Annotated in this window: 16 protein-coding genes; 1 reads left to right on the top strand and 15 read right to left on the bottom strand. The window is 68.3% G+C overall.

Translation table 11 applies throughout. The features are described from left to right. Positions 1–2: 2 nt before the first annotated feature. The 6 genes from ACFYYJ_RS12800 to ACFYYJ_RS12775 all read right to left on the bottom strand — a co-directional run bounded on the left by ACFYYJ_RS12800 (position 3) and on the right by ACFYYJ_RS12775 (position 6,378). Complete coding sequence (locus tag ACFYYJ_RS12800; RefSeq protein ID WP_389131637.1) at positions 3–4,124, bottom strand: hypothetical protein; 4,122 nt, start codon at positions 4,122–4,124, stop codon at positions 3–5. Positions 4,125–4,143: 19 nt separating this feature from the next. Beyond that, entirely contained in the window at positions 4,144–4,437 is a 294-nt protein-coding gene (locus ACFYYJ_RS12795) for a hypothetical protein (RefSeq protein ID WP_389131635.1), read from the bottom strand. A gap of 122 nt (positions 4,438–4,559) precedes the next feature. Next, a complete protein-coding gene (locus tag ACFYYJ_RS12790; protein ID WP_389131632.1) occupies positions 4,560–4,892 on the bottom strand; it encodes a hypothetical protein in 333 nt (110 codons plus the stop codon). A gap of 92 nt (positions 4,893–4,984) precedes the next feature. Then, entirely contained in the window at positions 4,985–5,569 is a 585-nt protein-coding gene (locus ACFYYJ_RS12785; protein WP_384581283.1) for a phage tail protein, read from the bottom strand. Positions 5,570–5,644: 75 nt separating this feature from the next. Next, the gene (locus ACFYYJ_RS12780; protein ID WP_389131630.1) at positions 5,645–6,046 is read right to left on the bottom strand and encodes a hypothetical protein; all 402 of its coding nucleotides are present in this window, start codon (positions 6,044–6,046) and stop codon (positions 5,645–5,647) included. After that, entirely contained in the window at positions 6,046–6,378 is a 333-nt protein-coding gene (locus tag ACFYYJ_RS12775; RefSeq protein WP_389131627.1) for an HK97 gp10 family phage protein, read from the bottom strand. The genes ACFYYJ_RS12780 and ACFYYJ_RS12775 overlap by 1 nt, the downstream gene beginning before the upstream one ends. Before the next feature lie 28 nt (positions 6,379–6,406). Here ACFYYJ_RS12775 and ACFYYJ_RS12770 point away from each other — a divergent pair, with 28 nt between their 5' ends. Then, entirely contained in the window at positions 6,407–6,736 is a 330-nt protein-coding gene (locus ACFYYJ_RS12770) for a DUF4429 domain-containing protein (protein WP_389131624.1), read from the top strand. Here ACFYYJ_RS12770 and ACFYYJ_RS12765 read toward each other — a convergent pair. From ACFYYJ_RS12765 to ACFYYJ_RS12725, 9 genes are all read right to left on the bottom strand, one after another. Then, the gene (locus tag ACFYYJ_RS12765; protein WP_389131621.1) at positions 6,726–6,995 is read right to left on the bottom strand and encodes a hypothetical protein; all 270 of its coding nucleotides are present in this window, start codon (positions 6,993–6,995) and stop codon (positions 6,726–6,728) included. The genes ACFYYJ_RS12770 and ACFYYJ_RS12765 overlap by 11 nt on opposite strands. Positions 6,996–7,087: 92 nt before the next feature. Next, positions 7,088–7,504 (bottom strand): hypothetical protein, encoded by a 417-nt coding sequence (locus ACFYYJ_RS12760; protein ID WP_389131618.1) that lies wholly within the window; start codon positions 7,502–7,504, stop codon positions 7,088–7,090. 9 nt (positions 7,505–7,513) lie between these two features. Next, a complete protein-coding gene (locus ACFYYJ_RS12755; RefSeq protein WP_389131615.1) occupies positions 7,514–8,497 on the bottom strand; it encodes a glycosyltransferase family 4 protein in 984 nt (327 codons plus the stop codon). A 29-nt stretch (positions 8,498–8,526) separates the two neighbouring features. After that, positions 8,527–9,483, bottom strand: a complete 957-nt coding sequence (locus ACFYYJ_RS12750; RefSeq protein ID WP_384581294.1) for a phage major capsid protein — start codon at positions 9,481–9,483, stop codon at positions 8,527–8,529. A 15-nt stretch (positions 9,484–9,498) separates the two neighbouring features. Beyond that, entirely contained in the window at positions 9,499–10,086 is a 588-nt protein-coding gene (locus ACFYYJ_RS12745) for a hypothetical protein (protein WP_389131612.1), read from the bottom strand. Positions 10,087–10,139: 53 nt separating this feature from the next. Next, positions 10,140–10,823 (bottom strand): hypothetical protein, encoded by a 684-nt coding sequence (locus ACFYYJ_RS12740; protein WP_389131610.1) that lies wholly within the window; start codon positions 10,821–10,823, stop codon positions 10,140–10,142. Positions 10,824–10,887: 64 nt separating this feature from the next. Then, entirely contained in the window at positions 10,888–12,336 is a 1,449-nt protein-coding gene (locus ACFYYJ_RS12735; protein ID WP_389131607.1) for a phage portal protein, read from the bottom strand. After that, on the bottom strand, positions 12,333–14,063 hold the full coding sequence (locus tag ACFYYJ_RS12730; protein WP_389131604.1) for a terminase: 1,731 nt from the start codon (positions 14,061–14,063) through the stop codon (positions 12,333–12,335). The genes ACFYYJ_RS12735 and ACFYYJ_RS12730 overlap by 4 nt, the downstream gene beginning before the upstream one ends. After that, complete coding sequence (locus tag ACFYYJ_RS12725) at positions 14,056–14,496, bottom strand: hypothetical protein (protein WP_389131601.1); 441 nt, start codon at positions 14,494–14,496, stop codon at positions 14,056–14,058. The genes ACFYYJ_RS12730 and ACFYYJ_RS12725 overlap by 8 nt, the downstream gene beginning before the upstream one ends. Between the last annotated feature and the right edge of the window lie 300 nt (positions 14,497–14,796).

The raw sequence follows: 14,796 nt of genomic DNA, 5'->3' as shown, positions 1-14,796 counted from the left end.
TCCTACGTGGTGAAGCTCATTCGCCGCTGCATCTCTGCCATCTGCTGCTCGGCCGTCAGCTGCGAACCGACGAGCGTCCAGTTGTAGGAGCGCTGATCGGGTGCCGACCTTCCACTGCTGGCAGCGGCGGTCAGCCGGTCCAGCTGGCCGGTCGTCAGGACGGGCTCCGGCCGGCCCGTCCCGTTGTAGGCAAGGTTCATGCCGGGCTGCAGGTAACCCCCCGAGTCGAAAGTCCCGAGGGCCGGCGCGAAGCCGTATCGGTCCTGGAAGAGGCTGTTGTTGTAGCCGCGCGCGCGGCTTCCGGTGATGACGCCTTCGCCGCCGCGGGACTCGACGTTCATTCCGGCGAGGGTGCCAGCAGTGTGCCCGACACCGTTGTTCGTGATGCCGATCATGAATGGGCTGCGAAGGTTCCGTTTCCATCCGGCCGGGGCCGTGTCTCCCTGGAAGGAGAACGTCGACCACAGTCGGCCCTTCGGGGACTGGCCCAGGATGACCTTCTGGATCCCGGACATGAAGCCGCTGCAGTCCCATGAGGGGTCACCGGCGCCGCCCCACTGGTAGGGCAGGCCTGCCTGCGACCGGGCGAAGGCCATTGCCGCGGCTACTGACCCAGACGCCGACCCGCCACCGATGAGGCCTTCAGCGGCGGCAATGACCTTTTCCTTCAGCTTCTTCAGCATCGTGATCGGGAACTGACTCAACGCCTGTGCCCATTGCGAGCCGGTCAGGTTGGATCCGATCTGGTCACGGATGAATTTCGTCGCGACGTCCCAGGCCTTGCTCGGGCTGGTCATGAACTCGATGCCGTCCATGAGGGCGCCGCCGATCTGCCGGGCCTTGCCCGACAGCCAGTCAACGACTCCCCCGTCGGCGAACCGAGGGATGCCGACGGCGCCGCCCTTGGCGAACGCGGACCCACCGCGCGCGGCCTGGGCCCGCAGCGCCTCCACCGCCGCATGGCCTCCGGCGCCCTGAACCTCGGCCGCCGTCCATACGTGCTCGCCGTTGGAAAGCAGCGCGGGGATGGAGTCCGAGGTGGCGGTACCGGCGCCGAAGACGGAGCCGCCTGTGGCGAAGGTGACCACGTCGAGTTTGCCCGCACCGGTGAAGTCCGCGATGGCGTTCCACACCTTGCGGATTCCGTTGTTGTAGACGGTATCGATGACGAATTGGACGGGCCGGCGGGTGATGTCCCTCAGGCCGTCCCAGATCCGACCGATGCCGCTGACGGCCGTGTCAAAGCTCGAGCGGACTGTGTCGACGCCCCGCGAGAGGCTGTCGAATGTGGGCTTGATCCAGTTCTGCCAAACCCACTGAACCGCGGTGCCGATGCCGTCCCAAGCGGGTTTGATCGCATTGCGCCACAGCCACATCGCCGCATCACCAACCATGCGACCACCTGCGACGATGGCGTCGAAGGCCGGCTTGAGGGCGTTATCCCACAACCATTCCGCGCCGGCGGCGATCAACCTGAAGGTGGGGCCGATCGCCTCCCTCCACAGCCATACGGCAGCATCGCCGATGCCCCGGAAGGCAGGAGCGAAGACGTTCTCCCACAGCCACATCGCAATCGCGGCCAAGGCCTTGAACGCCAGGTACAGCGGCGCGAAGACCAGCGTGAGTAGAACGGTGAGAAGGATGCGCCCTGCCTGCCAGATCCCTTCGAAGGCGGGCCGGATCGCGCTTTCCCACAGCCACATCGCCACAGACCCGAGGAACTGAAGCCCGGTCCAGATCGCGGCGAGGATGGGCTGCAGGATGGACCACACGTACTTGGCGCCGGCCTGGATGGCTTCCCAGGCGGCATTCACGGTATCCCTGAACCATCCCCAATGCTCGTAGGCGTAGACGACGGCCGCGACCAGCGCAACGATGGCGAAGATGATCAGAGTGATCGGGTTCGCGTTCATCACGAGGTTGAACGCGATCACCGCCAGCGTCCACAGCTTCGTGGCCACCCAAGCCGCATACATCAGCTGGATCAGCCACGGCATCGTCTCGGCGATGGAGCCGATCGCACTGAAGACAGCCCCAAGGGCCTGCAGCACCGGCCCGGACAGCGGGGAGGCCGCCCGCGCGACCTCGAAGAACGCGGAGCCGATGTCACCCAGCGCCCGCGCCAGGATCGGCGCCTGGGACGAGGAGTAGGACAGGAACCGCTCGAACTTGTCCGACCCCTTGAGGCCCGTGGCCCACTTGGCCCAGCGGCCCGTGATCTCCTGCATCCGCCCCGAGATGGAGTCCATGTGGGGCAGGAACGCGTCCACGATGCCCGCGATGGTCTTGAAGACGTTGCCGAGGGCGACGCCCATCCCGATCGTGGCCGGCCCCACAGACTTGGCCAGGTCGGTCCGGAAGGACTGCCACCAGGGGGACTTGAACCCGGCGGACACCCGGTCCTGGAGTTCTCCGATGGCCTTGGCCGCGTTCAGGACGAACGGCGTCAGGCCGGGCAGGCTGTTCTTGACTCCCTCGAGAGCGCGGGTGAACAGCGGCATCACGGCAGGCTGCAACGACTCCGACCAGCCCTTGAACGCGGTACGCAGGGACTGGAATGCGTCGAAGGTTCCGCGAGCGCTGGGGGTCAGCTTGTCCAGGGCCGCCTGATAGTTGGCCTGCGCGAGGGCAGCCTGATCCACGCCTCCGGCCGCCGTGGCGGACGCAGAGGCAATCTGGCGCTGAGCGGATGCGATCGAGTCGGCCGCCTGCGCCGAGACGCGGGCGACGTTCTCCTGGGCCTTGGCGACGGCTGCCTGGGCATCCGCGACGCCGCGGGTCCTGTCGGCGACCGTCTGCTGAGACTGGGCCAAGCGGTCCTGCGCCTGCTTGACGACCTGCGTTCCCTCGATGCCGGTCTTGCCGGCCTGCGCCTGCTCTTCAGCCAGGCGTTTTGTCTCGATGGTCTGCTGCTTGAGACGCTGGGTGGCCTGCGCGACCGCGAGGGCGGCGCGCTCCTTCTCCAGGGCGGTCGCCTTCGGATCCCCCTCCGCTTGGCTGCGGCGCTGCTGCGCCTCGGCCAGGGACAGTTCCGCATCCTTGACCGAGAGCTGGGCGTCCGCGTACCGAGTGGAGAGGTCTTCGAGCTGCTGCGCGGCCTCTTTCCTCGCCTGGGTCAGGTCTTCCTGAGCTCTGGCCGAGGCCTTCTGGGCGTCGGCGAGCTGCCGTTCGGCGTCGCCGACACCGCGTGCGGCCTGCCGAACCTGGTCATGCGCCGAAGCGATCTGCGCGGCGGCATTGCGCTGGGCCGAGGCGAGGGACTGCTGTGCGCCTGCCATCTGCAGGGCGCGGGATGCCGCCTGCGCTCCTGCCTGTGCGCCGCGGGCCGAGGCTGCGGTCGAGGCGTCCTGGGCCGCCTTCTGCGCTTGCAGGGCGCCCGCGATGTTGACGAAGGCCGGGGCGGCGACCGCCGCCAGGGCGCCGACTCCGACGGATGCGGCCACGGCGGCCGACCCGATTGCCCCGATACCGGCGGCGAGAACCGGAATGGCCGGCAGTACTGCGAGTCCGCCGATGGCCACGGTCAGCTGGAGAACGGCCGAGAGCGCGCCGGCCGTGTCGACATCGATGCGTGCCCGCTTGCCGTCGACCGCGTCGATCTCGGCGTGGACGAGAGCAAGCTGGGCGCGCGCCGCTGCGGTGTCGGCGCGCACCTGGACGTTCGGGTGTTCGGCGCCCAGTCGCCGTAGTTCGGCTTCGATCAGTCGGACTTCAGCGCGGGCTGCTCCGGCGTCGATGTCGATGCCGATCCGCTTGTTGGCGAGGGTTTCCATGCGGACGCGGAGGGCCTGCAGATCCGAGTCGGCTTCCGAGGTGTCCGCGTCGATACGGATCTTCGGAAGGCTCCGAAAGGCAGCTTCCAGCCTGGTCTTGAGGCTGCGGGAGAATGCGCCGCCGGTCTCATCGCCCTGCCTGGTTGCCGACGGCCGGGCGGCGCGGGCCCCTCCCTCGATCGCGTCGCGGATCGCCGGGGCGATGCGGGTCTCCAGCCGACGGCCGATGATCCGCCCCATGTCGTCGCCGACCTGCTCCGCGGCAGGTACGAGACCTGAGTGCAGGCGTGCGTAGATTCCCTGGGTGTTGGGGATGACGTCGACTTCGACCGAGCCCACGCTGATCGCCACAGGAGCCTCCTCCCGCGCGTCAGGCCGCGCCTCCGTTGATCAGTTCAAACAGTCGGCCGGCACCGGCCTCGGTGAGAACCGGCTTGGGGCGCCGGGTCATGACCCCGGGCCGGGCGATCGGTTCAGGCGGAGGCGGCCTCTTGCTCTTGCTGTCGGTGTTCGCGCAGATCAGCACGTACTCGACGCGGCGCAGGGCATCGATCGCCGAGGCCAGGAGCAGCTCGACCTGGGACCAGCGCGCCTTCTCCGGCTCCCCGGAATCCGCCTGCTTGGCGAGCTCCTCGTCAGGCAGGGCTGCACGGAGCGCCGTCATGGTGGCGGACTCCGGTGGAAGCCCTTGGATGAGGACGCGCAGCCGCCTCGAGGTCAGTTCCCCGCGGTGGTAGGCCGCGAGCTGGTCGCCGTCGCGGGGGTAGTAGTGGGCAAGGTCGGCTTCTAGCGCTTCTGCGTGCGCCTCTGCGACCGATTGGGTCCACTGGACTTTCCCACCGGCTCACCGGCGGCCTCACCGGCGTCGTTGACGAACTCGCCGACCTCGTCATTGGACGGGTCGAGGTCGAGGTAGAGGTCGTAGGAGTCCGGGCTGAGGATCCGGTCCATGAACGCGTCGATATCTCCGCTGCGGAGCATGCGCATGGTGCTCTGCTTCCATGCACCGGAGGGCACGACCTCCAGCGTCTTGCCGCACAGCTCGGCGGTGACGTAGTGGCCGGAGGCCTCGATCTCCTGGGCCTCGGCGGGGGTGACTTCGGGGTCGGTTTCGGTCATGGCGCGGTCCTTTCACAGGGGGCGCGGTCGGGGGTTCATGAAGCGGACAGGCCGGGACCGCGCCAGGTATCGGCCTGTCCGCCGCTAGGGGGTCAGGACCCGGTGTAGGCGGGCGTGACGGGAACGATGTCGGCGTGGTAGACCGTGTTCCCGGCGGCGTCGGGGTAGGCGGTGATGGTCCACTCGAAGCCGGCCATCTGGTCCTGCTTGTGGGTGACGTCGCTGCGGTCGCTGATCTCGCCCTGGGGGACGTAGAAGCCGCGGGCCGTGTCACCGTCGAAGATCGCGAACCAGAATGCACGCCGGTCCGGAGTAGGTGATGCGGTCTCCGCGAACGAGGTCAGGCTGCCGACGGGCGTGAGGTTGGCGATCGGGATCCGGTACTGCAGCGACTGGACGGTGGTCCGGCTGGTCTCCCACGCCGTGAGCTTGAACGTCCTCAGCGACTTGGTGATCTGGGTACGGATCGGGGAGGTCAGACCCCACGGAGTGAACTCCTGGCTGTCCTCGTCGAATCCCTGCACGAGGCCGTCGTCGGAGATGCAGCCCAGAGGCTTCCACGCCGCGGCGGGCTGGGTCAGCGGGGTTGCAGGAGCGGCAGTGCCGACGTCCGCGACCCAGCCGCCGCCGTTGGCGCCGATCTGAGTGAGGTCCGCGGCGCGGGTGATGTTGACCATGAAGGGTCTCCTACATGCGAAGACCCCGCCTGCGGACGGGGTCGGGACAGGGGCCGGCGCGGTCCCGTCAACCGGTCAGGAGGCCGGGTGACTGTACAGCTCGTAGGTCGCGCCGATGCGGCGCAGCCCGACGTTCTCGTAAGGGCGGGGGCCGGGCGCTGAGACGGTTCTGACGCGCCCCACAACGGCGCCACCAGTGGTGGAGCCGGGCAGCTGGGTGAGGAGCAAGCCGCGGATCTGCAAGGCCAGCGCGATGGCGCTTCCCCGAGTCGCGGCGTACACGTCGATGTCGACGAGGGCCCGGTCGAGCCGGAACCCGTCGTCATCTCCGGCTGGTATGCGCTCGACCTGCACGGTCGGCAGTTCGTCGAGGAGGTTGTTGTCGAGCTCGTCCCGGACGACGATTCCGCTGCCGAGTTGCGCCTGGAGCCACTGGATGAGGAGGAGTTCGACGTCGACCGATCCGACGGCAGCCATCAGCCGCCCCCTGCCTGTGCCGCCCGGAGTAGCACGTGGTGGGCGTAGACGTGCTCGGTGCCGTACTCAACCCAGCGGGCCCAGTAGGAGGTGTTTCTGACGACGCCGACGGGCCGCTTCTTCTGTGACCGCCCCACCGCCTTGCGTTCCACCTTGACGGTCCACGAAGCCTTGTACTCGCCGGGGTGCGGGTCGCCGTTCTCGCCGACCGGCGAGGTGGCGACTGCGACATCCCTGATGAGTTCCGCGCGGCGCAGCATCTCCGCAGTGATCATCGGCGAGTTGAGAAGCTGGCCCACGCCTCGGGTGGACATTTTGAACTTGGCGGCCATAGCCTCGCCTCCTCACTCAGGGGGTTGCATGGACGTCAAGGGCGTGCTCGGGCAGATCAGTTTCGACGGCGAGTGGATCACCATCACGAAGACGCCCATCGGCCCGAAGCCAGCGCCCATCAGGATCCGGGCCACAGATGTCATGGCCAGTCGGTACAAGGCTGGCAGCCGCCTCTTTCACGGCTATGTGCAGTTCGTGCTGCCCGGCAGCGGTCCGGCCCCAGAGCAGGCGGCTGGGTCGGGCAGTGGCGGCCGGCCGCCCTACGAGGATCCGTACAGCCTGTCCATTCCACGGAAGAGTAACGATGCCGCGGTGAAGCTGATCGCGGCCGTTGAGCAGGCCCGCCCTAGCCTGTGACTCGGTCCGCGGCGAACTGGACGAGGCCAGCCAGGCCCGTGAAGGGGCTTCGGCCCCAGTTGCCGGGCTCGCCGGTGATCTCGCAGACCTCACCGCGTATCCGGACCTGATCCGTGGTCTTCCAGTCCGATCCGGACGGGGCGTAGATGGTATAGCCGACGATGACCGTGTCTCTGGCCTGCTGCTGGTCGCCGCCCACCTGGGGAGTCTCCGCCCTGGGTGCGACCACGCAGCCCTTGACCGGCGTCTCCGTCAGCACCCCCGGGATCGGCTGCCCGCGCGAATCACGGCCGGGTGAGGCACCGCGGCGAAGGCGGACCACGGTCTCCCCGTAGGGGTACGGGGCGGGCACTACACCCACCCCCAGCCGGGCTCGTAGGTCAGCCCCGGCCCGTAGCTGTCGTCGACAGGCCACGTCGGCGACGGGTCGGCCGTCTCCGGCGTCGGGTCGACCGTGAACGCGCCGCCACGTCCGGCCAGCGACTTCAGGGCCGCCTTGTCGGCCTTGGTCAGGTACAGGCCGCCGCTGCCCGTCGGGCGCTGGACCGACATCGGGCCGATGGTCTCGTAGGACACCTGCTGAGGGTTGACGTAGGCGCGGCCAGCCACGGACAGGACGACCGCGGTGGCCTCGTCAGGCAGCGGCTTGACCACCGATTGGCCGAGCGCGACAGCCTGCTCGATCAGCAAGTCGGCCCGGTCGCCGTCGATCTCAGGCAGGCCCAGGTACAGCCCCAGCTGTTCGGCCGTCGGAGGAACGAAGGTCATCACGCCCCCTTAGGCCAGTGCCTCCACGGCGTCGCACCAAGTGGTGAGGTCCGTCGCCGGTTCGAGTTCCGCAGACCGCGCCTTGGACCTCTTCGACACCAGGCCGTACTCGGTCCGGGAGGTAAGGAGCTTGCGGATGGCCATCTCGTAGCCGTCCACGTCGTGCAGGTCGATGAACACCCCGGCCTCGCCGAGGCTCTCGCACAGCCCCGGGGTGGGGTGGGCTATCACGGGGATGCCCGAGGCCATGGCTTCGACTCCGGCGCGCCCCCATGATTCGTAGGACGACGGCATCAGCAGGATCTTCGTCCGGCCGTACACCGCGTCCCTCATCTCGTGGCCGCACATGTGGTCGATGACCTCGACGTTCGGCAGGTCGGGAACAATCTGCTCGCCGTAGGCGCCGACGACCGCGAGGAACTGGACGTCGGGCATGCGGCGGGCGAGCTTCTCGAAGAGCCGGCCGCCCTTCTCCTCGTTCAGGTTGACCAGGGTCACCTTCCTGCCGGGCTTCGTCCTGTACTCGTCGGCGAAGACCGGCGGGCGGACGATGACGTCTCGTCCGGGCCGGACCGCCTTGGGGTACTCAGCGAAGAAGAGCTCCGCTTCGCGCTTCATCCAGTGCGAGTTGTAGACGGCGAGCTCCGCGCCCTGCGCCATCTCGCGGAAGGACTGGAGGTGGGTGTTGTGGCAGATGACGGCCAGCGGCTTGCCGTAGCCGCGGGCCAGGGCGCCGGCGCTCGGCACGTTCTCCAGGTGCGAGACCACAACGTCGCACTGGCGGATCGCTGATCCCGCGTCGAGGCGGGACTGCAGCGGAACCACCTTGACGCCGTCCAGCTCGTAGTCGGCGCTGTCCGCGGTGTACCGGGACAGCCAGACCGATACGTCGTGCCCTCGCTCGACGAGGGCCCGCAGCATGGAATGGGCCATCCACTCGGCTCCGGCATTGTGGCGCGGCGGGTAGCCGTGCAGCCGGGCGACGATCCGCATCGGCGCCCGGCCACCCTCCACGCCCGGCATCAGGACGAGCCGCCCGCGGCCAGGTACTTCACGAAGGCCTCGACATCGCCGAGGACGAAGCCGTAGTAGGCCTCCGCGAGCAGCAGCACGAGGTTCTCCTGGAACGCGGAGTGGACGCCGCCGTCCTCGTCGATGTACGTCGCCTCGCGGCTGATCTTGACGGTGATGTCCATGCCGACGCCGTATGCGGCCTGGGACCAGTCGCCGCCGATGCCTCGCAGGCCGGTGTCGACGGTGCTCGACTGGCGGCGCAGCTTGCCGGAGACGGCCCGGGAGTAGGCGACGGGTTCGCCGACGAGGGTGCCCGCGAGCGCGGCGCCGGTCCCGGGGACGGTGGTGTCGACGAAGATGGGGCGGCCGGTGGTGTCGGTCGCGCCGAGCAGGGACGGCTTCATCCGGTGGTCCAGGACCGAGCCGGTGTAGTCCCAGTCGTCGTCGATGACCTCCTTCATGCCGTTGACGATGTCCTTGTAGATACCGCCCGTGGCCTGGGAGGCCGTGCCGATGGTGACCGACTTGGTGGTCGCGGCCAGGTAGTCGGCGAAGGGGCCGGTGGCGCCCTTCATGGTCTTGCCGTGGACGGTCGCGCGGTCGAAGGCGCGGGCGAACGCGGTCGGCAGGTCCTGCTGGAGCTGGGTCCACAGGCCGGCCGCGTTGCTGTCCGCGACCTCCATCGCGACGGGGATGAGGACGGCGATCTTCTTGCCGGTCATCTGCTTGATGCTGACTCCGCCGGACGACAGCGGCTTGCGGCCGGCCTGCTCGACCCAGTCGGCCGTGGGCACGTCCAGCGGCACCGGAACCGCGGTGTTGGCCGTCATGGCGAGCGGGACGCGCTTGGCCAGCGACATGACCGCGGACTGTTCGACGGACTTCGCGAAGATCGGTCCGACGAGGGTCTTCGGCAGGAAGGTGCTGTCGACGTCCGACAGCTTGATCGGATTGGTGTGTGCCATCTTGGGCTACCTCTCTCAGCGGCCCTTGAGGGCCCTTTGCATGAACCCGGCGAACTCGTCGCCGGGGCTGGTGGGGGTACGTGCGCCGTTGCCTGAGGAGCCCTGGGTACGGTCGGGAGCGGGACGGCGGGGGCCGCTGTCGTCGGGCAGGGCCCAGTGCGGCTTGCGCTTCAGCAGCTCGCTGAGGTCGGCCCGGATCTGGTCGGTGTCGATGACGCCGTCCGCATCCACGTAGGCGGTGAGGTCAAGCGCCCCGACCGCGTCCTCGGGATCCGCGAACTGCTTGGCTGCCAGCGCCTCCACCTTCGAGGCCACCGCAGCGCGCACCGCCTTCTCAGCGCGCTCGCGCTGTGCGGTGAGCTGCTCGCCGAGCCGTTCAGCCTCCGTCTTCTGCGCGTCCTCGAGCTCTTTCGCCTTCGCGGCGAGGGGCTCCAGCTCGCGCAGCCGCTTACGCAGGTTCTCCGCCTCGGAGTTCTTCTTCCGCAGCGCGGCCTCGGCCCGCTTACGGTCGAAGGGCTCCTCTTCGGAGGTGTCCGCCTCCGGGGCGGCTTCGGTCTCCTGCTGCTGCTCTTCGACCTGCTCGGTCTGGGTCTCTTCAGGCATGGTGAAACGGCCCTCCAGGGGCTGAGAAAGGCCACCTCCAGGGCAGCCAGGGATTACAGGACGGGCAGGTGCCCGTTGTCGGCGAGAGCGCGCCGGAACCGGCGCAGCTGATCACCTGGATATGGCGCGGCGTAGTCGCGGTAGATCCGCTCCCACTCGCGCGCGTGGTCGGACAGCTCGAACCGCTGCCCCTTGAACACCGGAACCACGCCGCAATGACAGCCGTCGTGGGACCGGAAGCCGGCGGTGTCCTGCTTGTAGACAGCCCCGCGGGATGCGAGCAGCTTGCAGAACGCGCAGGCGCCCAGAGCCGCCGAACGAGCCCAGGCGGTGGCCTGCCGGTCCTGGCGGACCGCCTCCTGCACGGTGCCGCGACCCTGGTCGGTCACCAGCTTCTGCGCGACCGCCTCGGCCTTCTTCTCCGCTTGGTCGAGCCGCACTTCGAGCGGTTCCCTCTGGGCCGGGGTCGTAGCCGGATCCTCGGGATCACGTTCCCAGACGTCTTTGGTCGCCCAGCGCAGACTGGAGTCGACCTGCGCATCCGGCGGGGGGTCCAGGAGCGGAACGGTGAACCTTCCGGTCACGCGGGCCGCGACCCGTTCTGCGTCGTAGTAGTCCGCGGCCAGGCTCGCCGACGCCGCGCCGTACTGGCCGACAAGGATGCGCACTGCGGCCATCCAGTCGGGAACCGACTGGTCCAGCCGGGACGGGATGATCAGCCGCCGCAGTCCACGCATGTCCCGAACCAGCAATCGGGTCACCCCGACCTGCGCGGCCCTCAGCCGGCGTACCCCGTCGGCGTCATCCGAGACCGCTGTCGCCACCGGACACCTCCGAGGCGGTCGGTACCGGAGTTTCGTTGCCCAGTTGCGTCAGCCGGTTGAGCAGCTCGCTCACCGCGGCACTACCGGCGGCCCGACGCCGCTCCACCGTTACCCGGCGTCGCTGGTCCTCGGACAGGCCGGCCATCTCGAGGGCGACGTCGGAGTCGGGCGGCAGGATGCCCGCCTGGACCATCTTCACCGCGGCATCAGTCTGGGCGGCGAGGGTGGGCGTTGCCGGATTGCGCCAGACCGTCTCGATGCGCCGGGACTTCTCCGGCGGCTCTCCGTCACGGAACCACAGCGCCAGCCGCATCATGTCCCGGTACGTCGCGGAGAAGCGCCGGATCCGCCGCTCGGCCTTCTTGACCAGCATGGCCTCGCTTGAGCGGATCGCGTCCGCGCTTGCCGGGTTGTCACTGGTGTAGCCGAGCATGTGCGGCGGCAGCCCGAGCTGGGTCGCCATGATCCGCGCGTACAGGTCGATGATCTTCGTCTGTCCGGATGGATCGTGGGCCGTGAACGCGCCGACCGTCGGCACGTTGCCGTCCTCGTCCCGCTCCAAGGCCAGCACGCGGCCGATGTACGTCTCCCAGGCGCTCTTCGCGTTGCCTTCTGCGTCCTGGAACGCGGACTCCGACGCACCGAGGATGTAGCGCTGGGGCGCCCCGAAGAACTCCGCGGCGACCTCGATGCCCATCAGACGCCGGCAAGCCGCGTCGGTGATGGACATGACCTCGGGGGTGATCTCAGACTTGCCCACCCGGTCCGCGGTCCGCTGTCGGTTCGCCATCCGCAGCACCGGCACCATGCCGAGGTTGTGGATGTCCCGGTCGAGAACCTCCCAGTCGCCATTTCCCTGAACCGCGTAGACGGTCTGATCCGGGAGGTAGAGCGTGACCAGCCGGTCGTCGGGGGCGAGTCCGTACTCGGGCGATCCTTGGCACTCGCGCAGCGCGTACAGCGGGATCCTGACACGCGCGTCCCAGTGCAGGGTCATGTCGAGCGGGGACTCGAAGCTGATGATCGGAGGCAGATCCTCGTCATCACCGGAGCCGACCGTCACGTACTCGCGTCCGTAGGTCAGGGCGTCAAGGTGGGCGAGGGACGCCTCGTCGAAGATGTCGTTAGCCTCGGCGATCTCCGCCAGGTCAAAAGCATCTGAGCCGTCCGCCCAGCGGAACGCCTCCAGGTCCAGGCGCTGCTCAAGGGCCTCCACTCCGATCCTCGGCCAGCCGATCACCGTGTGCAGGTTCTTCAGCTGCGGCGGGATCGAAATCCCGAGGTCCCGGATGACCTGCTCCCCATTGAAGTAGGCGTCCAGCAAGTCGAGCTGGTACCTCTGGGCTCCCAGATCGGCTCGCAGAAGGTTCAGGATGCCCTTCTCGTCCTCCGACAGGGCCAGCAGTGGAAGGTCGGGGGTCGTCACCGCAGCACCACCACCCGTCCCTTACCGCGCGCCGTCGAGCGCTTCGTCCAAGCAGCCGAGTTCATGACCATCCGGCGGAGCATCCGCGCGCCGATCGCGCACACCGCGAGGTCGACCTTGCGCGCCGACTCCCGATGCTCCTTGCCGACCGTGTAGCCCCAGGCGTTCGTCCTGCGACGTGCGTTCGCGATGTGCTGGCGCAGCACCTTGTGCCCGTCATGGGTCAGCTGACGCTCCAGGACGTCGCGGTAGAAGCGGTCCACGGCCTCCGTGAAGGTCTGCTGGCGCCGCCGGTCGCGCATGTCCCACATGACGGCGTGCTGGCCGTGCCCGGAGGCGACCGCCTTCAGCTTGAGCCGCTTCCCGTACCGCTGGGCCCAGGCGTCGATGAAACCGTCCCAGTACCTCTCGCCGTCCGCCTCATCGAAGCCCGAGCCCGGGTCGGCGAAGAACGCGAGCGGCTTGTAGGTCGCAAAGGTCAGGTCCACAACGCCATCGACCTCCTCGCGCGGCACCCGCCACGGAACCCCGTCCGGCCAGTTCGCTGGCCGCTGCCAGACGCCCAGGGTGTGCAGGTGGCCGTCGGACAGGCGGCAAGCGACGAGGCCGGTCGCGTCGTCCGACTTGGAACCGTCGAAGAACATGACGATCTCGTCTCCGGCCTGCAGCTCAATGCCCTCGTGGGGGCAGGCGTTCCACTCGTAGGGCGCCAGGTAGGCGTCCTCGGAGGCCGTGATCTGGTTGAACCAGAACCGGCGACTGCGGGACGGCGGGTTGCGGACGTCAAGGATCGACGCCTTCAGCCGCTCGATGTCCAGCCAGGTCGAATCCCCACGGACCGCTCGGAGAGTGGGCTCGATCCACTCCTCGGACAGCTTCGCCTCGGCCGGCGCCTCGAGGCTGTCGTAGAAAAGGCCGACGTCGGCAGCCCGGCCCGCTTCGGCGGACTCGAAAGCCTCGCGGGTCCGTTCGGCCACCGAGTCCTCGCCGGGTTCGTAGGCGTTGGTGTTCGCGAGCGTCCGGGACTGCCCGTCCGCCGACTTGGTGGCGTTGCGTTCGATCACGGCCGCCATCTCGTGGCCCTGGTTGGACTCCAGCCAGTGGTGGGTCTCTCCCAGGTTGACCGCGGTTGGCCGCCCGCCCTCCAATGCCCGCGGCGAGGAGGTGACCGCCTCAATGCGGGCCCGTCCCTTGTCGGCGTAGATGATCTCCTTGCCGAGGTCGATGCGGTACTCCTCGATCGCCCGCTTCGTCAGGATCGACGGGAAGAGCGTCATGGTGTTGCGCGTCTGGTCCTGCGACACCGCGGCGATCTGCACCCACGCCGCGGGGTGTTGACGTCCGAGCGGTTGCCCCGGTGGAACACCCCATTCGTTGCCCTCGTCGGCGACCTGCCCGAACCTGCACGGGCCGACGAACTCGAACGCCGACCACGTTGCGATCAGCGGGTCCTTACCCCAGCCCTTCAGCCGTTGGATCACGCCGTCCCGCCACAGGAACCGGTTCGTCGCCGGGTCCATCGCGTACCACCACAGGGTCAGCCGGGCCTGCTCGGCGGTGTACCGCCACGGGGCACCGACGTAGTGCTGCAGGTAGGTGGCCGTCCAAGCCAGGGCCTGCCAGCCAAGTGTGTACTCGGGGAGCAGGAACTTGCCGTCAGGGCCACGCTTCCAGGTGGGGCCGATCGTGAAGGGCTCGACGACCTCGGGGACGTTCTCGTCAACCACCGATCGAGGATCGGTAGTCGGCGATGGCCGTCACGCTGGCCGGCACTGCGGCAACCGTCTTCCTGCGCTCCAGCTCGATCCTGGCACGGCGCCGGTCTCCCTCGGTCGTCAATAGTGACGACATCACGGAGTTGAGGGCGGCCACGTACTGGCCGTTCGGCGGGCGGTCGGACTGCAGCCCGCGGGACATGAGCTCCGCTGCGTATCGGGCCATTGCCCAATCCGACGGCTGATAGAAGGCGGCCTGTCCCGACTCGCGCAGGGACAGGTACCAGTCCGTGGCGATCGGATGCCACATGGCGTCTGGCTTGGGCAGGTCGGGAAGGTCGGCCGGCGGACCGGACGGAGCCTTCACGATGGAGTCCTTCTCCTCCTTGGAGCGGTGCCCCATGCGCTCCTCGGAGCGCTTACCTATGGGTCCACGTGCACCCATGTCGACCTCCAGGGTCTCGGTGCGAGAGGCCCGCCTCCAGGGCAGGCCAGCAGGGCAAATGAGCTGGTCAAGCGGCCGTCCCGGGGGCCCTAGGAAACCCGGGCGGAAAGTCAGGTGCTATACGGCCCCGATCCGGAAAAGATCACCTAGGGGGGCATACCCCCGGGTAAGGATCATGAAATTATGTCCGAATTTAGGGTGATTTAGAAGATCGTTAAGGGGTGTTCCTATGTCCTATTTCAACCCCGTTTGGAACAGCCCTAGTTGATCTCCATTGGATCTTCGAGTGATCCATTAGGT

The sequence above is a fragment of the Streptomyces sp. NPDC002467 genome (assembly GCF_042889825.1).
Lineage (GTDB): Bacteria > Actinomycetota > Actinomycetes > Streptomycetales > Streptomycetaceae > Streptomyces.
This window is presented reverse-complemented; position numbering and strand designations above follow the sequence as displayed.